The organism is Mycolicibacter heraklionensis (assembly GCF_001021505.1).
Taxonomy (GTDB): domain Bacteria; phylum Actinomycetota; class Actinomycetes; order Mycobacteriales; family Mycobacteriaceae; genus Mycobacterium; species Mycobacterium heraklionense.
The window spans coordinates 91959-111150 of the sequence record NZ_LDPO01000014.1; the positions used below are offsets into that span (position 1 = coordinate 91959).

Annotated in this window: 20 protein-coding genes, 1 pseudogene and 1 riboswitch; of the genes and pseudogenes, 10 read left to right on the plus strand and 11 right to left on the minus strand. The window is 68.8% G+C overall.

Annotated features, from left to right (window positions below; genetic code table 11):
- Positions 1 to 149 precede the first annotated feature (149 nt).
- A riboswitch (M-box (ykoK) riboswitch) is annotated at positions 150 to 318 on the plus strand.
- A gap of 229 nt (positions 319 to 547) precedes the next feature.
- The gene (locus ABW16_RS16320) at positions 548 to 751 is read left to right on the plus strand and encodes an Rv1535 family protein (protein ID WP_047320240.1); all 204 of its coding nucleotides are present in this window, start codon (positions 548 to 550) and stop codon (positions 749 to 751) included.
- Positions 752 to 753: 2 nt separating this feature from the next.
- Here the strand turns inward: ABW16_RS16320 and ABW16_RS16325 are convergent, their stop codons facing one another.
- From ABW16_RS16325 to ABW16_RS16350, 6 genes are all read right to left on the minus strand, one after another.
- A complete protein-coding gene (locus ABW16_RS16325) occupies positions 754 to 1029 on the minus strand; it encodes a hypothetical protein (protein ID WP_047320241.1) in 276 nt (91 codons plus the stop codon).
- Positions 1026 to 5537, minus strand: coding sequence for a cation-translocating P-type ATPase (locus ABW16_RS16330; RefSeq protein WP_200900676.1), 4512 nt, complete (start codon positions 5535 to 5537; stop codon positions 1026 to 1028). Before ABW16_RS16330 ends, ABW16_RS16325 begins: the two co-directional genes overlap by 4 nt.
- A 40-nt stretch (positions 5538 to 5577) precedes the next feature.
- Positions 5578 to 6066, minus strand: a complete 489-nt coding sequence (locus tag ABW16_RS16335; protein ID WP_047320242.1) for a hypothetical protein — start codon at positions 6064 to 6066, stop codon at positions 5578 to 5580.
- A gap of 107 nt (positions 6067 to 6173) precedes the next feature.
- Complete coding sequence (locus tag ABW16_RS16340) at positions 6174 to 6977, minus strand: exodeoxyribonuclease III (RefSeq protein WP_047320284.1); 804 nt, start codon at positions 6975 to 6977, stop codon at positions 6174 to 6176.
- Between the two features lie 18 nt (positions 6978 to 6995).
- On the minus strand, positions 6996 to 7982 hold the full coding sequence (locus ABW16_RS16345; protein WP_047320243.1) for an N-acetylglutamate synthase, CG3035 family: 987 nt from the start codon (positions 7980 to 7982) through the stop codon (positions 6996 to 6998).
- 10 nt (positions 7983 to 7992) lie between these two features.
- Positions 7993 to 8586, minus strand: a complete 594-nt coding sequence (locus tag ABW16_RS16350) for a peptide deformylase (protein WP_047320244.1) — start codon at positions 8584 to 8586, stop codon at positions 7993 to 7995.
- Positions 8587 to 8762: 176 nt separating this feature from the next.
- On the opposite strand from ABW16_RS16350, the gene ABW16_RS16355 reads away from it, so the two are divergent.
- The 5 genes from ABW16_RS16355 to ABW16_RS16375 all read left to right on the plus strand — a co-directional run bounded on the left by ABW16_RS16355 (position 8763) and on the right by ABW16_RS16375 (position 12112).
- On the plus strand, positions 8763 to 9071 hold the full coding sequence (locus ABW16_RS16355; RefSeq protein WP_024440118.1) for a DUF3263 domain-containing protein: 309 nt from the start codon (positions 8763 to 8765) through the stop codon (positions 9069 to 9071).
- 65 nt (positions 9072 to 9136) lie between these two features.
- On the plus strand, positions 9137 to 9607 hold the full coding sequence (locus tag ABW16_RS16360) for a LytR C-terminal domain-containing protein (RefSeq protein ID WP_047320245.1): 471 nt from the start codon (positions 9137 to 9139) through the stop codon (positions 9605 to 9607).
- A gap of 9 nt (positions 9608 to 9616) precedes the next feature.
- Complete coding sequence (sodC, locus tag ABW16_RS16365) at positions 9617 to 10327, plus strand: superoxide dismutase[Cu-Zn] (RefSeq protein ID WP_047320246.1); 711 nt, start codon at positions 9617 to 9619, stop codon at positions 10325 to 10327.
- Positions 10284 to 11474, plus strand: a complete 1191-nt coding sequence (locus tag ABW16_RS16370; RefSeq protein WP_230987363.1) for a glutamate--cysteine ligase — start codon at positions 10284 to 10286, stop codon at positions 11472 to 11474. Before sodC ends, ABW16_RS16370 begins: the two co-directional genes overlap by 44 nt.
- A complete protein-coding gene (locus ABW16_RS16375; RefSeq protein WP_047320248.1) occupies positions 11474 to 12112 on the plus strand; it encodes an LON peptidase substrate-binding domain-containing protein in 639 nt (212 codons plus the stop codon). The genes ABW16_RS16370 and ABW16_RS16375 overlap by 1 nt, the downstream gene beginning before the upstream one ends.
- A 112-nt stretch (positions 12113 to 12224) precedes the next feature.
- Here the strand turns inward: ABW16_RS16375 and ABW16_RS16380 are convergent, their stop codons facing one another.
- Both ABW16_RS16380 and ABW16_RS16385 read right to left on the minus strand, forming a co-directional pair.
- Positions 12225 to 13064 (minus strand): mycofactocin-coupled SDR family oxidoreductase, encoded by an 840-nt coding sequence (locus tag ABW16_RS16380; RefSeq protein ID WP_047320249.1) that lies wholly within the window; start codon positions 13062 to 13064, stop codon positions 12225 to 12227.
- 75 nt (positions 13065 to 13139) lie between these two features.
- Positions 13140 to 13682 (minus strand): TetR/AcrR family transcriptional regulator, encoded by a 543-nt coding sequence (locus ABW16_RS16385; RefSeq protein ID WP_233424795.1) that lies wholly within the window; start codon positions 13680 to 13682, stop codon positions 13140 to 13142.
- A 180-nt stretch (positions 13683 to 13862) separates the two neighbouring features.
- Between ABW16_RS16385 and ABW16_RS16390 the strand changes: the two genes are divergently transcribed.
- Positions 13863 to 15143, plus strand: a complete 1281-nt coding sequence (locus tag ABW16_RS16390) for a cytochrome P450 (RefSeq protein ID WP_047320251.1) — start codon at positions 13863 to 13865, stop codon at positions 15141 to 15143.
- 2 nt (positions 15144 to 15145) lie between these two features.
- On the opposite strand, the gene ABW16_RS16395 is transcribed toward ABW16_RS16390, so the two are convergent.
- Genes ABW16_RS16395 through ABW16_RS16405 form a run of 3 tightly spaced genes read right to left on the minus strand, consistent with a single transcriptional unit; the run spans position 15146 to position 17560 of the window.
- Positions 15146 to 15895 (minus strand): carboxymuconolactone decarboxylase family protein, encoded by a 750-nt coding sequence (locus tag ABW16_RS16395; RefSeq protein ID WP_082134155.1) that lies wholly within the window; start codon positions 15893 to 15895, stop codon positions 15146 to 15148.
- A 34-nt stretch (positions 15896 to 15929) separates the two neighbouring features.
- Complete coding sequence (locus ABW16_RS16400; RefSeq protein WP_047320253.1) at positions 15930 to 16733, minus strand: mycofactocin-coupled SDR family oxidoreductase; 804 nt, start codon at positions 16731 to 16733, stop codon at positions 15930 to 15932.
- Positions 16730 to 17560, minus strand: coding sequence for a mycofactocin-coupled SDR family oxidoreductase (locus ABW16_RS16405; RefSeq protein WP_047320254.1), 831 nt, complete (start codon positions 17558 to 17560; stop codon positions 16730 to 16732). Before ABW16_RS16405 ends, ABW16_RS16400 begins: the two co-directional genes overlap by 4 nt.
- 44 nt (positions 17561 to 17604) lie before the next feature.
- On the opposite strand from ABW16_RS16405, the gene ABW16_RS16410 reads away from it, so the two are divergent.
- From ABW16_RS16410 to ABW16_RS26920, 3 genes and pseudogenes are all read left to right on the plus strand, one after another.
- Positions 17605 to 18168, plus strand: coding sequence for a TetR/AcrR family transcriptional regulator (locus tag ABW16_RS16410; RefSeq protein ID WP_047320255.1), 564 nt, complete (start codon positions 17605 to 17607; stop codon positions 18166 to 18168).
- A gap of 163 nt (positions 18169 to 18331) precedes the next feature.
- Positions 18332 to 18688 (plus strand): annotated as a pseudogene (locus tag ABW16_RS28020) (bleomycin resistance protein); the annotation flags it as partial.
- On the plus strand, positions 18677 to 19132 hold the full coding sequence (locus ABW16_RS26920) for an SRPBCC family protein (RefSeq protein WP_047320285.1): 456 nt from the start codon (positions 18677 to 18679) through the stop codon (positions 19130 to 19132). The pseudogene ABW16_RS28020 and the gene ABW16_RS26920, both read left to right, overlap by 12 nt.
- Positions 19133 to 19192: the final 60 nt, after the last annotated feature.

Sequence of the window (19192 nt, forward strand, 5' to 3'; positions counted from 1 at the left end):
CCGTAACGGTCTCGTTCTGGTACCAAAGTGACTGGTGTGACACCTCGTGCGCAGGGGGTTTGACGGCATCGTTGCACGTCAGAGGCGCTCGCCACGCCCGAATGGGGTGGAGTTGACCGCGCCCCGTCGGTGGTGCACTATGGACCGTGCAAGCACCTCGTTAGGTGAGGCGTCTGCACGGACATAGGCCACTGACCCCGAACGTCGAAAGACGCCCCGGGTCAGGACAGCTCTTCCCGGCTTAAGGGTTGAGCCCAAGTGGCTTCCCGTATCGGGACACGCCGTGCAGTGCCAAAGCTCTGACGAGAGGGGTGCGGTCTCCCGACAGTCGTCGGGGCTGCCTCCCAAAGCATGCGGTGAAACCGGCGCGCTCCTGCGCGCCCGCGACCGAGAGGAGGTGAGGGACGAATGAGTTCCGGTGATAGTCCGAGCCGATATCTGACATCTGTTCCGTCCCCATCCGAACGGTCGCAGACCGCCTCCAGCTGAGCCACGAGTCCGGCCCCCAGCTGAGCGCGTAGCGCCGTTACGCGACTAGGAGGCCATCATGGTTGCAATCGCCTACACCGACATCACGGCTCCGGCCCCGCGTGCTATCAGCACGGCGAAGAAGCTGGACCGCCGCCCTGCCGCGCCTGTGGCGCCTGCTTCGGACCCGTTGGTCGACATGACCACCCGGTTGCTTAGTGGCCCGCTGCACCAGATGTATGCACTCCTGTGGCGCGTCGGAGTGCTGACCGTCAACAACTGAGGTCAGACATCCTCCAGGGCTTCACCGAGCTGTTCGAGCACCTCGTTGCGGTGGTTGCTGGCCAGAATGTGGCCGGCAGCCACCGCCAGGGCCACCGGCCAGTCGATGATCTCGAAGGCGGCCAGCAGCGCCAGCCCGCCGTAGTAGGCCAGTTGCTCGGGCCGCGGCACCGTCACCTTGCCGAACAGCGGCAATTCGACAGCGAACCCCTCTGCCTCGCGAATGTGGGCCACTGCCTCCCGCTGGGATGCGCTGCGCCGCGGCTTGTCCGCCATCATGAGCCTCCTGGTGGCGAGGGATCGCCGGATGATCGGGCCGCGACCGTTCCGCGGCGAGAGTCAGTGTCTTCATTGTGCACAAGCCGCAGCCGCGGCGCGGACTGACCGTTGGACGGCTGCGGGCGGTTCGGTGGCCGCGGCCCGGGGACGATGAACTCCCTGGGCCTGGTCGCGTTCTCCTGCAACCCCGACAGCATCCGGGGCACCACAGCCGCGCCGACGGTGGCCACCGTTGCCGTCCCCAGCGCCTGAGCCCAGCCCAACGGCCCGATCGGGGTGCAACCCAGCAGCTGGCTGACACCCGGGATGGTGATCAACGTCCCCATCACGCCGAGCGAGCCGACAGCGGTTGCCACCACCAGCGGATCCCGCGAATCCAACAGCGTCTGGCCCAGCTGGGTGGCGACCAGCGACACCAGCGCCACCGTCGAGGCCCGTTGCGGACGCCCGGTGACCGAGGCCAGCCCCCAGGCGCCCACTGCGGCCGACGCCGTCGTCACACCGCGTACGGCCACCGTGCGCCACAGGGCACGCTCGTCGGGGCCGTGCCCGCCGGCGGCGGCCTGCTCGTTGAGCGAACTGACCGCCAGCGCGGTGGCCGGCAGTGCGTCGGTCAACATGTTGACCAGCAGCAGCTGGCGCGCGTTCAGCGGTGAGCGGCCGGTCAGTGCGCTACCGATGATCGCGAACGCCACCTCGCCGGCATTACCGCCCAGCAGCACCGCCACCGCGGCCTGCACCCGCTGCCACAGTTCACGGCCTTCGTCCAGCGCGTCGAGAAGGGTGTCGATCCGCTCGTCGAGCAGCACCACGTCGGCGGCGGTGCTGGCCGCTTCGCTGCCGTGCGCGACCACCGCGATCCCGACCGTGGCGGCCCGGATCGCCGCCGCGTCGTTCGCGCCGTCGCCGACCATCGCCGACACCTTGCCGGTGCGCTCCAGAGTCTGAACGATCTGCACCTTGTTCTCCGGAGACATCCGGGCGAACACCACGCGCTCGGCCACCGCAAGTTCTTGGCCCTTGCGGGACAACGCATCCCACTGCGCACCGCTGATCACCTGATCGCTGTCGACCTCCAGGCCCATCTCCCGCGCGATCGTGGTGGCGGTCAGCGGGTGGTCGCCGGTGATGAGCCGCACCGGAATTCGGCGGCGCTTGAGGTCGGCGAGCAGTTCGGCGGCCTCGTCGCGTGGAGTGTCGGACAGGCCGAGCAGGCCGACGAAGGTCAGTCCGTCGCGGCAGTACTCGGCGATCTCGTCGGGCTCGGGATCCGCACCCAGCGCCATGCGTTGCGCGGCGGTCAAGTCCCGGCGGGCCACCGCGATCACCCGCAGGCCCTCGGCAGCCAGGGCGGCCACCGACTTCTTGATGGCCGGGCCGGCCCCGGTGCACGCCAGCACCACTTCCGGGGCGCCCTTGAGGGTCAGTTCGGTTCCCCGCACCGAGGCCGAGAACGGGCGGCCGGAGCGGAACGGCAGATGTGCCGCGGCGGGACCCTCGGGTGCACCGGCCACTCCCGCTGCGGCGGCGCCCTCCACGATGGCGGTGTCGGTGGCGTGCACGTGGCGGGTGCCGTTGGACACCGGGGCCGCGCTGGCCGCAAAGCGCAGTACGTCGTCGTCGGTGAAGCCCGCCGCCGGGTGCACCTGCGACACCCGCAGCCGGTTGCGGCTCAGCGTTCCGGTCTTGTCGAAGCAGACCACGTCGACGCGGCCGAGTGCCTCCACCGAACGCGGCACCCGCACCAGCACACCGGCTTTGGTCAACCGTCGGGCCGACGCCTGCTGGGACAGGGTGGCCACCAGCGGCAGCCCTTCGGGGATGGCCGCGACGCTGACCGCGATGCCGCTGGCCACCGCCTGACGCAACCCGATCCGGCGGGCCATGCCCAGGCCGGTCACCAGCGCACCGCCGGCCAGGCTGATCCGCCATGCCTTACTGGTGAGCAGGCTCAGCTGATGCTGCAGCCCGATCGCGGACTGATCGCCGGCCACCAGTTCGGCTGCCCGTCGTCCGTGGGTGTCGCCGCCGCTCGCGGTCACCAGTGCCACCGCGGTTCCGGTCACCACGGTGGTCCCCGCGTAGACCATGCATTCCCGATCTGCCAGATCCGCACCCGGAGTGGCCTCAACCTGCTTGACCACGGTCAGCGACTCACCGGTCAGCGACGACTCGTCGACCTCCAGATCGGTCGCTTCGATCAACCGGCCATCAGCGGGCACCACCTCGTGGGCGTGCACCTCGATCACATCTCCCGGGAGCAGCTCCTCGGCCGGGATCTCGCAGTGACTGCCGTCGGGCAGGACCTTGCGCGCCGCCGGAATCTGTTCGTTCAGCAGGACGTTGAGCCGGCGCTCGGCGATGAGTCGCTGCGCGGCGGCCAGCATCGCGTTGCCGCCCAGCACCGAACCGACCAGCATCGCGTCGACGGGTGAACCCAGCACCGCGCTGGCCGCGGCCCCCAGCGCCAGCACCGGCGTGATGGGGTCGGACAGTTCACTGCGCACGGCCTGGGCGAACTGCCGCAGCATTCTCGGCGGCGCGGTCCGCTGGGCGCCGCGGCGCGCCAGATCCACTGCCGCCAGCGCGGCCGCCGCGGCCGGCGCATGGTGGGGCGTGGCCGGCTCCGCCAGCTCCGGCGGCGGCAACACCGCCCGTACCTGGTCGACGGACATCGCGTGCCACTCGTGCACGGCTGCCGGCCGGGGCACCGCGGCGTCCACGGCCCGGCGGGCCAGCCAGTAACCCGACAGTGCGCCGGCCGCCGCGCCTGTGGTCACCGGACCCGGTCCGCTGCCGCGTACCCCGGGCAGCATCAGCAGCGAGCCCAATGCGGTAGCGCCGGTGGCGATCTCGACGCCGCGATGGCTGGCGGAGCGGGCGGCGGGCAAGGAATGCAGCACCCGCCACGCCGCAGCCAGGTCGGTCAGCAGTACGTCGGCGCACCAGGGCGGGACGCCCTGTCCCGGCAGCACGCCCAGTGCCACGTCGGCCGCGGCCAAGGCCTCGACCGCCACCGAGGACAGCACCGCGACGTCATGGCCGTCGGCCTGGTAGGCGGCGACGGCGGCGGCCAGCGCCTGGTCGATCGATGCGCCGTCCAGGGGCCGGATTTCGTCGAAGATCGGACGCAGCTCGCCGAGCGCCTCGGCTTCGACCGAGACCACTTCGACGTCGGCGCGGCGGGCCTCGGTCACCACCGCGGACGCCAGAGGCAGCAGTGCGGGCTGGAACGATGCCTGCACACCGGAGCGCGGGCCGATGCGATGCCATCCCGGTGTCAGGTCGGCGTCGTTCAGCCGGGCCTGAGCCTGCGCCCACGCGGCGCGCAGTTCGTCGTCGTCGGCGCCGCGCACCTGCATCACCCGCAGCGTCTCCCCACACAGCACTCGGGGATCGATGACCACCGTGTCGACGCGGTCGAGCTCACGCAGGCTGCCCGGCCGCAGCACGACGGTGTCGTGCCGATCGGCCAGGCCGCGGCCCAGGGTGGCGGCGAACGACTCGCGTGCGGTGCGGGTGGCCTTCGGCGCGGTCACCGCGGCGGCCGTCCCGGCCAGATCCGGGTTGCGGGTCGCGGCACCGATCACCCCGGCGCCCACGACCTGCGCCCAGGCGCTGCGGGTCAAGTGCCGCTCCACCGGACCCGGCGGCCGCGGCGCCGGCCGCTCCGGGACGGCGACCGGCGGATGCTCGGCGTGCTCGGCGAGCTCCGGTTCTCGGCGGCGCCAGGCCCGCGCCTCGGCGCGTTCCTCCCCGGCGCGCATCGCCTCTACCGACAGGTCCACCGCCAGCGCGGTAGGCGCGGTGTTGAGGGTGTGCACGCCGGCGCTGGCCAGTGCCAACAGCGCATCGGTGGTCTGTTTGCCGATGCTGTCTTCCAGCAGTCGGCGCAGTCGAGGCTGGTAGTCGACGACGACCACGCCGGCCTCCAGGCCCAGTGGCAGGCCCGGCAGCCGCAGCAGCCGGCCCACTGTCGCCGCGCCCAAGCCGGCGATGTTGGCGCCGACAGTCAAAGCGCGCAGCATCTCGGTCATCCCGTCACCGGGCAGGCTCACCGGTGCATGTCCGCGGGGTTTCGCCCGGCGGTTAGCGAGGCTCGACGCAGGAGAGTCGAAGCTGGACCGCCGAATCCGATCCGGGCTGTGCCGGCTCTCGGTGTCGGACACCACCTGGCACAGTTCGCGCACCGATACGACGTCGTCGGCGGTGGGGTCCAGCCCCACCACCAGGCGCGACAACGGGTGGTTCAAGCGGACCGAGACCACGCCGGGCAGCGCCCGGGCAGCACCCAGTACGGCGGTTGCCAGCTCGGCGCCGGCCGGGCCGTCGAGCCCACGGATCTCGACCCAGGCTCGGCCCTCGCCGCGGAAACACCGCCGGGACAGCACCGGGCCGCCGTCGCCGTTCGGCAGGATCGCGCCGGCCACCCCGGCAGCGGTCTGGACCGAGGCATCGATCAGCGCTGAGGTCAGTTGGACACCGAAACTCGCTGCGCGCAGCGGCAAAGAGTGCCTGATGGCACGTCCTAAACTCACTCGTACCCGATTAGTGGCGGGTGCGGGTGCGGGTGCTGCTGGCGCCGCTTCGTGATTGCCGTGCCGCGGTCTTCTTCGGCTGCGCGCTGCGACGCGACGACGTCGAGGAGTTCGTCGACTTCACCGGTTTCGTCGCCTTCGCCGGCGGCGCCGCCTTGAGGGGCCGCGCGGGCGCGGCTGGAGCCTTGGCCGGCGCCTTGCTGTCATCGGACCGGTTGGTCAGTTGCTTGAGCACCAGTGCGGTGCCGCCCACCGCGACCAGCACCGGCCACTCGACCAGCCCGGCCACGCCGAGGGCGCCCAGGGTCAGTGCGGCCGCGGGGGTGGAGTGGCTGCCGGTGCGCAGCCCACGCTGCACGCCGCCGGCCGCACCTTTCACGCCGCCGATTACCCCGTTGACTGCGGCACCGCCGATCGCTCCGGCCGCTTCAGTGGTCATAGTGACCGCGCGGTTCGCCGCTCCGGCCACTTTCCTTACCGTCCCTGCGACGGCGTTCATGGGTATTCCCTGCCCTTCAAATGAGCAAATTGGATAATCCGCCTATCTTATGCGCGATTTCGCGATCGGGCCCGAAATCCACACCGAATTCATAGAACCGCGGGTAGTCAGTCTTGCTGGATCTCGACCAGCACCGGAGCGTGGTCACTCGGCGACTTGCCCTTGCGTTCCTCGCGGACGATCTCGGCGTGCGCGACCCGCGTCGCCAGCGCGGGGGAGCCCAGGATGAAATCGATGCGCATGCCCTGCTTCTTCGGGAACCGCAGCTGGGTGTAGTCCCAGTAGGTGTAGACGCCGGGGCCGGGCGTGAAGGGCCGTACCACGTCGAGGAATTGCGCGTCGGCCATCGCCTGGAACGCCATGCGCTCCGGTTGCGAGACGTGCGTCGCACCTTCGAAGAACTCCATGCTCCATACGTCGTCGTCCTGCGGAGCGATGTTCCAGTCGCCCACCAGGGCGATCGGCGCCGACGGATCGTCGCGCAACCACCCTTCGGCGGTATCGCGCAGGGCCGCAAGCCAATCCAGCTTGTAGGTGTAGTGCGGGTCGTTCAGGGCGCGTCCGTTGGGCACGTAGAGGCTCCATACCCGCACCCCGCCGCAGGTGGCGCCCAGCGCGCGCGCCTCCACGGTGGGATCGGCGTCAGCCTTGGCCCAGGCCGGTTGGCCGGGAAACCCGACCTCGACGTTGTCCAGGCCGACCCGTGAGGCGATCGCCACCCCGTTCCACTGGTTGTGGCCCACATGCGCCACTTCGTAGCCCAGCTCGTGAAACGCCCATGTCGGAAACTGTGCGTCGCTGCACTTGGTCTCCTGCATGGCCAGCACGTCGACCTCGGCGCGAGCCAGCCAATCGGTCACCCGGTCCACCCGAGAGCGGATGGAGTTGACATTCCAGGTGGCCAGTCGCAGCGCAGTCACGCAGCCACCCTAGTTCGACGGCGGCGACCCGCCGGAAAGCGATCGGGCATCGAGATAGCGGGTGCGGTGTTGGCCGGCGAATCCGACCGCTTCGAAGAACTCGAACGCCGCCGGGTCGGCGGGTCTGAACGGCGGTCCCAGCCTCGCCTCTCCTTCGTCGAGGCTCGCTGAACCACCGGTCGACACCTGGGCGTAGCCGCGGGTCGCGCCGCGGTCGGCGCCCCAGGCCTGCAACGCGGCGCAGATCGCGCGCCCGTAGCCCTGCAGACGGCGGTCGTCGGCCACCCGAACCGCCGTCAGCCCCAGCCAGCGGGTGCCGTCCTGGCCCTCGGTGACGGTGCCCCGACCGACCGCCACTCCGGGGATCGAGGCAAAGACCACCGCGCCGTCGACCACCGCGGTCAGCACCTCGACAGGCACGTCCTGGCCGAACACCGCCAGCCAGTCGGCGTCGGGTTCGGCCGCCGTGAGCACGTCGCCCGGGGCCGGGCCGGCGGTCACCTCGCCCACCAGGGTGCGGGTCTCGTATCGCGTCGGGATGTCCTCCGGCAACCGCAGCAGGCGCTCCGGCACCGCCAGGTACGGCGGTAGACCGCGCTGCGCGTACCAGTCGGTGATCGCCGGAATGGTGTTCGCGTGGGCGAACATGTCCAGGGGCACAGCGGAATTGGCCGCGAGGCCGGCGCCAGGGCCCGCCCGGAGCAACCAGCCGTCCAGCCATCGGTGTTCACTGCCCGGCCAGGCCAGCGCGGCGGCATGCTCGACGGAGCGAATCGTTGAGTTCTTCACCGGCCGGTCGGTCAGCCGGCGCACGTACAACACGTCGGCGTGCCGGCACTCATGGGTCACCCCGTCGGCCGAGCGGACCCGTACCAGCGGCCCGGCCGCCACCAGATGCCCGATCACGTCACCCATCGGCGGCTCGGAACCAGGGGGACGCAGGTAGCGCAGGCTCACCCGGACCCCGATCGCGGGGAGTTCGGGCGGTTGGGACATCAACGGCTCGTCAGTGACCGAACGGGTCGGGTACGTCGCCCGGCGTCCACGACAGGCCGGGGACCCCCCAGCCGTTGGCCTTGACCGTCCGTTTTGCGGCGCGGGCGTGCCGGCCCACCAGCATGTCCAGGTAGAGCAACCCGTCGAGGTGGCCGGTCTCGTGCTGCAGCATCCGGGCGAACAGCCCGGTGCCCTCCAACGTGACCGGGTTGCCGTCGGCGTCCAGTCCGGTGACCCGCGCCCACTGCGCCCGGCCGGTCGGAAACGATTCGCCGGGCACCGACAGGCAGCCTTCGTCGTCATCATCGGGGTCGGGCATGGTTTCGGGCCGCTCGGAGGTCTCCAGCACCGGGTTGACCACCACGCCGCGGCGCCGCGTGGTGGAGCGGCGGTCGTCGGCGCAGTCATAGACGAAGACCCGCAGCCCCACGCCAATCTGGTTGGCGGCCAAGCCGACGCCGTTCGCGGCGTCCATGGTCTCGTACATCGTGGTGATCAGCTCACCCAGGTCAGCCGGCAACGAGCCGTCATCGCCGACGGGCACCGGGCTGGTCGGAGTGTGCAGGACGGGATCGCCCACAATGCGGATGGGTAGGACGGCCATGACCGAAAAGCTTAAAGTGGCCGTTCGATGTCAAGTGCAGTGGCCATGGCGACTCGCGGGGCCGGCTCCCGGTTCAACACAGCCTGCCGTGATTCAATATTCGCTCAGGAGCAGGCCGCCGAAAACAAGCGAACGTTTGCAGCGAGAGAACTTTCCGGAAGGGTCCAGGAAACGATATGGACGGCGCCATGGCGCAGGCGAATCGCTCAGGGGACGATTCGGAACCCACCGACGGCCTGAGCCGTCGCGAACACGACATCCTGTCCTTCGAACGGGACTGGTGGAAGTACGCGGGCGCCAAAGAAGAGGCCATCAAGGAGCGCTTCGCACTGTCGGCGACCCGCTACTACCAGGTCCTCAACGCGCTTGTCGACCGGCCTGAGGCCCTGGCCGCCGACCCGATGCTGGTCAAACGACTGCGCAGGCTGCGGTCCAGTCGCCAGAAGGCGCGCGCCGCACGCCGGCTCGGTTTCGACATCACCTGATTGCCGGACACCTTGATTGCTGGGCGTTTATAGGTTATGGCCCGCTCCTCGATACAGTGGGCGCAATGAACGACCACGTTCCTGACTCCTCCCGACTCCCGCTCCGGGCCATGGTGATGGTGCTGCTGTTCTTGGGCACCGTCTTCCTGCTCGTCGGATTTCAAGCCCTCGGATCCTCGGGTACCGACGACGACGCCGATCACTCGACGACGGCCCAACCCGTCACCACCGCCTCGGCGCCGGCCAAGCCCGAACGCCCCGCCCGCAAGTCCGACGTGCGGGTCTTCAACATCTCCGAACAGGCGGGGCTGGCCGGGCACACCGCCGACCGGCTGCGCGAAGCCGGGTGGAACGTGACCGAGATCGGCAACCTCGAACTGCCCGAGGTCACCCAGACCACCGTCTACTTCGGCGACGCCGAGGGAGAGCAGGACGCGGCCCATTCGGTCGCCCAGGTGCTGGGAGCCGCCGTCGAGCCGCGCATCCCCGACGTGGCCGAGCAACCACCGGGCGTCATCGTGGTGGTCGCGGGTTAAGCTCCTCGCATGGTCACAGGTCACCGCAGAGCTCTTACCGCCGTCGTCTTCGCCACCCCGGTTGCGTTGCTCGCGGCATGCAGTCCCCCCAACCAGCTGCCCTCCGACGCGCCCGGCACCACGCCGGCCATCTGGACCGGGTCGGCGGCGCCGTCGGCCTCGGAGTCCGAGTCGGGTGGTTCGAGTGGTTCGGACAGTCTCGTCGCGCACCTGACGACCCCCGATGGCGGCCAGGTCGCCACCGCGACGTTCGAGTTCAGCAAAGCCGGCGGCAAGGAGTTCGCCACCGTGACCGTGCGGACCACCAGCACCGGTGTGCTGTCGCCCGGTTTCCACGGCCTGCACATCCACGCCATCGGTAAATGCGAGGGCGAGTCGGTGGCCCCCACCGGTGGGGCGCCGGGCGGCTTCCTGTCGGCCGGCGGGCACTTCCAGGCGCCCGGCCACAGCGAGCACCCGCAGAGTGGGGACCTGACGTCATTGCAGGTGCGCTCCGACGGCAGTGGGCTGTTGGTCACCACCACCGACGCGTTCACCAAAGCTGAACTGCTTGCCGGTGACGGGACCTCGATCATCATCCACGCTGACGACGACAACTTCGCCAACATCCCGGCGGACCGCTACACCCAGGTCAACGGCACGCCCGGCCCGGATCAGACCACGCTGACCACCGGAGATGCCGGGAAGCGGATTGCGTGTGGTGTCATCGGCGCCGGATAGCCCGCCGAACAGCAGGGCTTCCGCGAGATCCGAAGCCCGAATCGAGTTCGCTCGCAGCGCCCGTCCCACCCTCGGCGTGGAGTGGGAGCTGGCTCTCGTCGACGCCCAGACGCGCGATCTGAGCAACGAAGCGAGCGCGGTCCTGTCCGAGCTGGGTGAAAACCCGCGCGTGCACAAGGAATTGCTGCGCAACACCGTCGAGCTCGTCACGGGCATTTGCGACAACACCGGCGAGGCCATCGAGGACCTGCGCCAGACGCTGTCCACGGCCCGGCCGATCGTGCACGCCCGGGGCATGGAGCTGTTCGGCGCCGGCACCCACCCGTTCGCGCGGTGGTCGGCACAGAAGCTGACCGACGCGCCGCGCTACGCCGAACTGATCAAACGCACCCAGTGGTGGGGTCGGCAGATGCTGATCTGGGGCGTGCACGTCCACGTCGGTATCTCCTCGTCCTACAAGGTGATGCCGATCATCTCGTCGCTGCTGCAGCACTATCCGCACCTGCTGGCGTTGTCGGCGTCGTCGCCGTGGTGGGACGGTCACGACACGGGTTACGCCAGCAACCGCGCGATGATGTTCCAGCAGTTGCCTACCGCGGGTCTGCCATTCCAATTCCAGACCTGGCAGGAGTTCGAGGGTTTCGTCTACGACCAGAAGAAGACCGGGATCATCGACCACACCAACGAGATCCGTTGGGACATCCGGCCGTCACCGCATCTGGGCACCATCGAGGTGCGGGTCTGCGACGGGGTGTCCAATCTGCGCGAGCTGGGTGCCCTGGTGGCGTTGACGCATTGCCTGATCGTCGATCTGGACCGGCGGCTGGAAGCCGATGAAGCTCTGCCCACCATGCCGCCCTGGCATGTGCAGGAGAACAAGTGGCGGGCGGCCCGCTACGGTCTGGATGCCGAGATCATCCTGGACGCCGACAGCAACGAGCGGCTGGTCACCGAGGACCTCGATGACCTGCTCAACCGGCTCGAACCGGTCGCCGCGCGGCTGCACTGCGCCGACGAGTTGGCGGCTGTCGCCGACATATACCGAACGGGCGCGTCGTACCAGCGCCAGCGCCGGGTCGCCGAGGAACACGACGGCGATCTGCGTGCCGTGGTCGATGCACTGGTGGCCGAACTCGATATCTCGTGATGGAACTGCCGATGTTTCCGCTGGAGTGGGTGTTGCTGCCCGGCGAGGAACTGTCGCTGCGGATCTTCGAGTTGCGCTACACCGTGTTGGTCGGCGACCTGATGCGCAGCGGCGATCCCCGCTTCGGGGTGGTGCTGATCGCCCGCGGCCGTGAGGTGGGCGGCGGTGAACAGCGCAACGACGTCGGCGCGATGGCCAGCATCACCCAGTGCGCTGAACTCGGGTCGGGCCGGTACGCGCTGCGTTGCCTGACCGGGGAGCGGATCCGGGTGCGGGACTGGCTCGCCGACGATCCCTACCCGCGGGCGATCGTAGAGGTGTGGCCCGACGAGCCGTCAGAACCGGTGAGTGACAAGCAGTTCAGTGCGCTCGAAGACCGCATTGTGGCGCTGCACAAGCGGATGGCCCAGGCCCGCCGGCAGTGGGTGGTGCCGGGGCGCAACAGCCTGCTGGGTGGCCGGCGGCTGCGCTCGCTGGATCCGGTGCAGCGGCTGTACTCGCTGGCCTGCCGGGTCCCGATGGGGGAGGCCGACCGCTACGCGGTGCTGGCGGCGCCGTCGCTGTCCGACCGCATGGCGGCGCTGCACGAGGCGATCGAGACCGTCGCGGCCCGAGTCGAATTCGACATCCCGCGCTGATCTGCCCTCCCCTCTCCCCCCTCGCGCTCCCCCCTCGCGCGAACGTGCGTGTTTGCGCACGACACGCCGCTTCCTGACGTGCAACTGTGCACGTTCGCGATAGGGGACCTGCCTACTTCAGGCAGCTGCCGGCATCGACGGTCAGCGGAAGCCCGGTGATGTAACGGGATTCGTCTGAGGCCAGGAACAACACCGCGTTGCTGATGTCCACCGGCTCGACCCAGCCGACCGGGAGTGTGTGCATGAACTGCGCCACGGCCTTGAGGTCGTCGGGGCCGGGGATTTCCAGGTCGGGGCGGAACAGCTTCATCGTCCCCTCGTTCATGAACATCGGCGTGTTGACGTTGGTGGGATGAACCGAGTTGACCCGGATGAAATGTTGCCCCAGCTCGACGGCGAAGCTGCGCATCAGCCCGACCACGCCGTGCTTGGCCGCGATGTAGTGGCCGGTGTGCGGGTAGGCCTTGAGTCCTCCCACCGAGCTGGTCAGGATGATCGATCCGCCCTGCCCTCCCGAAAGCAGATGTGGCACACCAGCTTTCACCGTCCTCCACACTCCCGAGAGGTTCACATCGATCATGTCGGTCCAGTCGGCGTCGGAGGTCTTGTCCAGGGTCGCGCCGCCGTTGCCGATCCCGGCGTTGGCGACGATGATGTCCAGTCGGCCCAGCTGTTCAACGCCGTTGTCCACCGCGGCCTGCAGGGCGTCGAAGTCGCGCACATCGACCTGCTCGGCCACGATCCGCCGGCCCAAACCCTTGACGAGGTCCACGGTTTGGGCGAGATCGTCGGGTGTGGACGGTGCGATCGGACTGTTGGCACTGATCGGGCCGCAGATGTCGACGGCGATGATGTCGGCGCCCTCCTGCGCGAGCCGTTCGGCGTGGCTGCGGCCCTGGCCGCGCGCCGCGCCGGTGATGAAGGCGACTTTGCCCTCGACTCTTCCGCTCATGTCCGCACCTCCGATTTATTGGTCGATCGATCAGCAACGGTGGCACCAAGGGGCCGCGTTGTCAACCATCGAGGGTCAGGAAGCGGTTGTCGGGGGTGTCAGTCGGCCCAGTTGGCGATCGATCAGTCCGCGCAGTTCCTCGTGCCCGCGGGTGACACCGACGGCGCTTTCGTTGCACAGGTTGCGGGCGGTCTGCGCGATCAGCATCGAGACCGCGACCGGGGGATATTCCTCCAGGTCGACGCCGTTGGCGCGCAGGGCCACCGTGACTGCCGCTGTTTCGATGTCGCGCACTCGTTCGGCATAGGCCTTGAGTTCGGTCCGGATGGCCTTGCGATGGTTGGCCAGCGCCATGAATTCGGTGTTCAAGCTGGTCAAGCGTGTATCGCTGTTGATCGCCCACAATGCGCGCAGCGGATCGTCGTCGGTCAGGGCGGCGCGCATCCGGTCCAGCGCGACGTCGGCGCCGGCCCGCAGCACCTCGACGAACAGGTCATCCATGGTGGGGAAGTAGTAGTAGACCAGCGCCTGCCGCACCCCGGCCTCCGCGGCGACCCGCCGCGACGTCGCCGCGGCGTAGCCTTCGTCGCGCATCAGTCGCGCCGTCGCCTCGATCAGCCGGCGCCGGGTGGCGTTGTCGGCCGATTTGGCCTTGCGCGGAGCCGCCATTCAGGCCAGTCCCGGGTTGCGATTGCTTGACCGTCCGGCGCCGCGCATGGTAGGCATGACGCATTCTAGCAATTTGATCGATCGATCAGCGCGATGAGGTCGTGGCGCGAGCGAAGGGCGGATCGGGTGATGGTGGATCTCGCGGCGGTCGACTACTTCTCCGACGAAGCCGTCACGCAGGATCCCTACGCCTACTACGAATACCTGCGCGGACGCGGGCCGGTGTTCGCCGAGCCGCACCACGGTGTCGTCACCGTCACGGGCTACGACGAAGTGCTCGCCGCGTTCAAAAACCACGATGCGTTCTCTGCGGTGAACGCCATCGGTGGGCCGTTCCCGCCGCTGCCGTTCGAGCCGGAGGGCGACGACATCACCGAGCAGATCGAAGCGCACCGCCACGAGTTCCCGATCTTCGAACACGTCGTGGTGATGGACCCGCCGGCGCACACTCGGGCCCGCTCGCTGCTGAGCGGGCTGCTCACCCCGAAGCGACTGAAGGAGAACGAGGAGTTCATCTGGCAACTGACCGATACTCAACTCGACGAATTCATCGCCGACGGCCGCTGTGAGTTCCTCTTCGACTACGCCAAACCGTATGCGACCCTGGCCATCACCGATCTGCTCGGGGTACCCGAGGAGGACCGCGCCGAGTTCCGCAGTGCGCTGGGCGCCGGGCATCGGGAAGGACAACACGTCGGGTCCCTGGACGGGACACCGGTGGGGCTCAATCCCCTGCACTACCTCGACGAAAAGTTCAGTGGCTATCTCGCCGAGCGGCGGCGCCAGCCTCGCGGGGACGTTCTCAGCAGCCTGGCCACCGCGACCTACCCCGACGGGTCCACGCCGGAGCTGCTTGAGGTGGTTCACCCGGCCACCTTCCTGTTCGGCGCCGGTCAGGAGACCGTCACCAAGCTGCTGGGTGCGGCCGTGCAAACCCTGGGTGATCGACCAGAGCTCCAGCAGACGTTGGGGGAGGACCCCGCGCTGATCCCCGCATTTATCGAGGAGGCGCTGCGAATTCAGAGTCCGACCAAGATCGACTTTCGCCTCGCCCGCAAGACCACCACGTTGGGCGGGGTATCGATCAAGGCCGGCACCGTGCTGATGCTGTGCCTGGGTGCGGCGAACCGGGACCCGCGCAAGTTCGAAAGCCCCGACGAGTTCCGGCTGGACCGAAAGAACGTGCGCGAGCACATCGCGTTCGGCCGCGGCATCCACACCTGCGCCGGCGCCCCGCTGGCCCGGGTCGAAGGCCGCATCACGGTTCACCGGATGCTGGATCGGATGCGTGACATCAGGATCAGTGAGGCTCACCACGGTCCCGCCGGCCAGCGGCGCTACTCCTATGAGCCCACGTTCTTGCTGCGCGGCCTGACCGAGCTGCACATTGAATTCGACCCGGTGAGCTAGCGCTAGGTGGAGCTTCCCTCGCAGGTCCACTCCTGTGTGACGCGCTGCTTCTGTTCTTCGATCACCTGCATCAGCCGCGACGCCTTAGGCCAGCCGTAGTAGGCACCGAACTGCAAAGCCGCCTCATCGATTTCGTCGAACGACACGTCGCGGCTCTTCAGGGCCGCGTAGACGTGGCTCATGATCGGGTACGGCGCGTCCTGAAACGCCACGCAGGCAACCGTCACCAGCCGCCGCTGCTTCATGCCCAAACCGGGGCGCAGCCACATCTCGCCGAAGACGAAATTCAGGATGCCCGCGCCCGAGTACGGGTCGTCGCGGGTCGGTGTGTAGGGCAGGCAGTTGACGTCGCGGAAGGTCTGCTCGCCGCACTGCAGCCGGGCCTCGGGATCGCTCGGGGTGGACAGCGGCAGCAGCGGTGCCGGAGGCGGTACCGGCTCGCCGCGCTCGGCATGGATGCGTGCCCACTGCTCGTCGACGATCATGTTGAACAGCGATGCCTTCGGCCATCCTGAGTACACCGCGAAATGCAATACGGCTTCGCGTATTTCATCGATCGTCACGTCACCACTGCCGAGGGCGGCATAGACGTGTTCCCGCAGCGGCGCCTCGGTGTCGGCCGCCGCCAGGCAGGGCAGCGCGATGAACCACCGGTCGCGGCGGCTCAGACCCGGCCGCTGCCACACCTGGTCAAAGACGAAGTCGAGCATGGTCGCGGCCGCCGGCGTCGCATCGGGGGCCGGGATGGTCATCAGCTCCGCGAAGGCGCGCGCGCCTCGCCCTGCCTCAGCGGATCGTGACACCGGCGTCCACCTTGAATTCCAGCCCGGTCACGTGCCGGGACTCGTCGGAGACCAGGAACAGCACCGCGTTGCTGACATCGCGGGCCTCGGTCATCACGATCGGCAACGCATTCTGAAAGATCGGTCCGAGGTCGGCACGAGCACCGTGCAGCAGAGCGTGCAGCGTGTCCGGCCGCATCCCGGTCTCGACCCCGGTGGGATGCACCGTGTTGACCCGAACATTCACTGCGGCAAGCTCGTTGGCCAGCGCACGGCTCATGCCGACGACGCCGTGTTTGGACGCGGTGTAGGGGGTGTGCAGCGGGCTGCCCTTGAGCCCGGCCACCGAACTGATGTTGACCAGACTGCCGCCGTGCTCCACCAGGTGCGGCAATGCCGCCACGCAGGTGTTCCACGCCCCGATCAGGTTGACGTCGACGACGGTTCGCCATTGTTCGGCGGTGGTGGTGTCCCAAGTCCCGCCGGTGATCACCCCGGCGTTGGCGACCGAGGCGTCCAGGCCGCCCAATCGAGCGACACCGTCGTCGACCGCGGCGGCCAGGGCGGCGGCGTCGCGCACATCGATGACGTGGGTGACGGCGCGGCGGCCGTGTTGCTGCACCAGCCCGGCGGTCTCGTCGAGGTCTTCGATTGTGGCCAGCGGATATTCGATGTCGGGCAGGGACGCGCAAACGTCGACCAGGATGAGGTCGGCGCCTTCTTCGGCCAGCCGCACCGCGTGACTGCGGCCCATGCCCCGGGCGGCGCCGGTCACCAGCACCCGCTTGCCGGCTACTCGCCCACTCATAGCTTGTTGCAGAACCCGGCGTCGACGGGGAAGGTCACCCCGGTGACGTACTTCGCGGCGTCGGAGACCAGATAGGCGATCGCGGCGCTGATGTCCTCCGGTTCGAGCATGCCGACGGGCATCGGATTCTGCAGATGCGGCCCACCGTCGGGATAGTGCTCCAGGAACGACGTCATCGCCGGGTTCACCGCCATCATGGTGTTGACGGCGGTCGGGTGCACGGTGTTCACCCGGATGCTATGGGGGGCAAGGGCATTGGAAAGAGTTCGCATCAACCCCACGATCCCGTGCTTGGAGGCGGCGTAGCCCAGGCCGCCGCCCTGCAGGCCGCCGAAGCCCTTCAGTCCGGCCGTCGAACTGGTGAACACGATCGATCCACCGCGCCCGCCTGCGATCAGGTGCGGTATCGCGGCCTTGGCGGTGTGGAAAGAACCGACCAGGTTCACGTCGATCACGTCGGTCCACATCTGCAGATCTTCGTCGTCAGTCAGCTCACGAAAGGCCATCGCGGCGATCCCGGCGTTGGCGCAGACGATGTCGAGGCGCCCGAAGTGCGCGACCCCGCCGTCCAGCGCTGCCTTGAGGGCGGGGTAGTCCCGGACGTCGGCGACCGAGGCGAGCATCTTGCCGCCGGCGGCCTCGACCAGCCCGACGGTTTCGTCGAGCTCGTCGCGGGTCGCCATCGGATAGCCGCTGGAGGCGATATCGGCGCAGATGTCGACGCCGATGATGTCGGCCCCGTCGGCGGCCAGCCGTACCGCGTGACTGCGGCCCTGCCCGCGCGCCGCACCGGTGATGAACGCGACTTTCCCATCCAGTGAGCCCATAGCAGGTAGAGTAACCGTGTTACTCACCGGCGACAAGGGGTGCGATGGACAGCGCGCAAGAGCGGATCCTCGGCATCGTCGTCGAGATCCTGGAGACCGAGGGCTACGACGCCGTGCAGCTACGCGAAGTCGCCCGGCGCGCCCGGGTTTCGCTGGCCACGATCTACAAGCGCTACGCCACCCGCGACGAGCTCATCCTGGCCGCGCTGGACGCCTGGATGGCCGAGCACCGCTACTCCGGTGTCGCGCCGCATTCGCGTGGCCCCGGCGAATCGCTCTACGCGGCGCTGATGGGCTTGTTCCGTACGATCTTCGAGCCATGGGAGCGACACCCGGCCATGTTGACGGCCTACGTTCGCGCCCGCTCCGCACCCGGCGGTGAGACGCTGGTCCGGCGCGGACTCGATGTGGTGGTTCCCGCCGCGCTGGCGCTGCTTGCCGACGTCGACGAGCAGTTCATCGACGACCTGGATGTCGTTGTCTCCAACCTGGTCTACGGCCTGTCGGCGCGATTCGCCGTCGGCGAGATCGCCATCACCGACATCCTGCCCAGCCTCGATCGGGCGGTCTACCGGCTCACGCAGGGCTACCAGAACGGCGGTGGCTAAGCGGCAGGCGCCGACGGCCGCACCGCCGCGGCGATCCGCCGAAGCGTCAACCGCGCCATGGCGTGCTGCAACGGATCGACGACGTCGCAACTGCGGCGCGCGCTGCTGGGCAGCTGTCGACCGCCGAGCTGAGCGCCGGTCGTCGCCGACGTACGCTCTGGCCATGGGTGATGTCGCCTTCACCTCGGTCGCACCGATCATTGCCGTGCGAGACCTCGACGCTGCGCTGGACCGCTACCGCCGGCTCGGATTCACGACCCGCGCCTACCAGGGACCGGCCCGTTACGGCTTCGCTTATCGCGGTTCGGTCTCGTTGCACCTTTCCGAGTGGGCCGAGCACGATCCGCTGCGCACCGCCGCCAGCGTGTATTTCTATGTCGACGACGCCGACGCGCTGTACGCCCAGTGGACGGCCTCGGGCGTGCCGGGACGCTTTGTCGAACCGACCGACACCGACTACCAGCTCCGGGAATTCGCCTATGTCGACCCCGAAGGCACCCTGCACCGCATCGGCTCGCCGCTGCCGGCGAAGACTGTCAGCGCCAGCAGGGTGATCGCGGCGCCGGCAAAGCGGATCTTTGAGTTCATTGCCGATCCGGCACGGCAGCCGCGCTGGGACGGCAACGCCAACCTGGCCGAAGCCGCACCCGGCCAACGGGTTCGTGCTGTCGGAGACGTCTTCACCATGACATTGACCATGGGCGGGGTCCGGGAGAACCACGTGGTGGAGTTCGAGGAGGGTCGGCGTATCGCCTGGCGCCCGGCGGACCCTGGCCAGCTGCCTGCGGGGCACCTGTGGAGATGGGAGCTCGAGCCGCTGGGTCCGGCACGCACCCGAGTCACGCACACCTACGACTGGTCGGCGTTGTCCGACCCGAAGCGTCTGGCCCGTGCCCGGGCCACCACCGCAGATACGCTCGCAGCGTCGCTGTCTCGGTTGGCCACCCTGGTCGAGGACTCGTGATCCCGCCTGCTACGGCGCGAGCGTGCGTAATCTCGGCAGTTTGCGCGGCGTGTCGGCCGA

What these genes read in the sequence shown, in the direction of transcription:
- ABW16_RS16375 (WP_047320248.1), top strand. Translation starts at nt 11,474, where the DNA reads ATGGAACTGCCGATGTTTCCGCTGGAGTGGGTGTTGCTGCCCGGCGAG.
- ABW16_RS16335 (WP_047320242.1), bottom strand. Translation starts at nt 6,066, where the DNA reads ATGAACGCCGTCGCAGGGACGGTAAGGAAAGTGGCCGGAGCGGCGAAC.
- ABW16_RS16350 (WP_047320244.1), bottom strand. Translation starts at nt 8,586, where the DNA reads ATGGCCGTCCTACCCATCCGCATTGTGGGCGATCCCGTCCTGCACACT.
- ABW16_RS16405 (WP_047320254.1), bottom strand. Translation starts at nt 17,560, where the DNA reads ATGGGCTCACTGGATGGGAAAGTCGCGTTCATCACCGGTGCGGCGCGC.
- ABW16_RS16320 (WP_047320240.1), top strand. Translation starts at nt 548, where the DNA reads ATGGTTGCAATCGCCTACACCGACATCACGGCTCCGGCCCCGCGTGCT.
- ABW16_RS16370 (WP_230987363.1), top strand. Translation starts at nt 10,284, where the DNA reads ATGCCGGGAAGCGGATTGCGTGTGGTGTCATCGGCGCCGGATAGCCCG.
- sodC (WP_047320246.1), top strand. Translation starts at nt 9,617, where the DNA reads ATGGTCACAGGTCACCGCAGAGCTCTTACCGCCGTCGTCTTCGCCACC.
- ABW16_RS16400 (WP_047320253.1), bottom strand. Translation starts at nt 16,733, where the DNA reads ATGAGTGGGCGAGTAGCCGGCAAGCGGGTGCTGGTGACCGGCGCCGCC.
- ABW16_RS16360 (WP_047320245.1), top strand. Translation starts at nt 9,137, where the DNA reads ATGAACGACCACGTTCCTGACTCCTCCCGACTCCCGCTCCGGGCCATG.
- ABW16_RS16410 (WP_047320255.1), top strand. Translation starts at nt 17,605, where the DNA reads ATGGACAGCGCGCAAGAGCGGATCCTCGGCATCGTCGTCGAGATCCTG.
- ABW16_RS16325 (WP_047320241.1), bottom strand. Translation starts at nt 1,029, where the DNA reads ATGATGGCGGACAAGCCGCGGCGCAGCGCATCCCAGCGGGAGGCAGTG.
- ABW16_RS16395 (WP_082134155.1), bottom strand. Translation starts at nt 15,895, where the DNA reads ATGACCATCCCGGCCCCCGATGCGACGCCGGCGGCCGCGACCATGCTC.
- ABW16_RS16390 (WP_047320251.1), top strand. Translation starts at nt 13,863, where the DNA reads ATGGTGGATCTCGCGGCGGTCGACTACTTCTCCGACGAAGCCGTCACG.
- ABW16_RS16345 (WP_047320243.1), bottom strand. Translation starts at nt 7,982, where the DNA reads ATGTCCCAACCGCCCGAACTCCCCGCGATCGGGGTCCGGGTGAGCCTG.
- ABW16_RS16355 (WP_024440118.1), top strand. Translation starts at nt 8,763, where the DNA reads ATGGACGGCGCCATGGCGCAGGCGAATCGCTCAGGGGACGATTCGGAA.
- ABW16_RS16380 (WP_047320249.1), bottom strand. Translation starts at nt 13,064, where the DNA reads ATGAGCGGAAGAGTCGAGGGCAAAGTCGCCTTCATCACCGGCGCGGCG.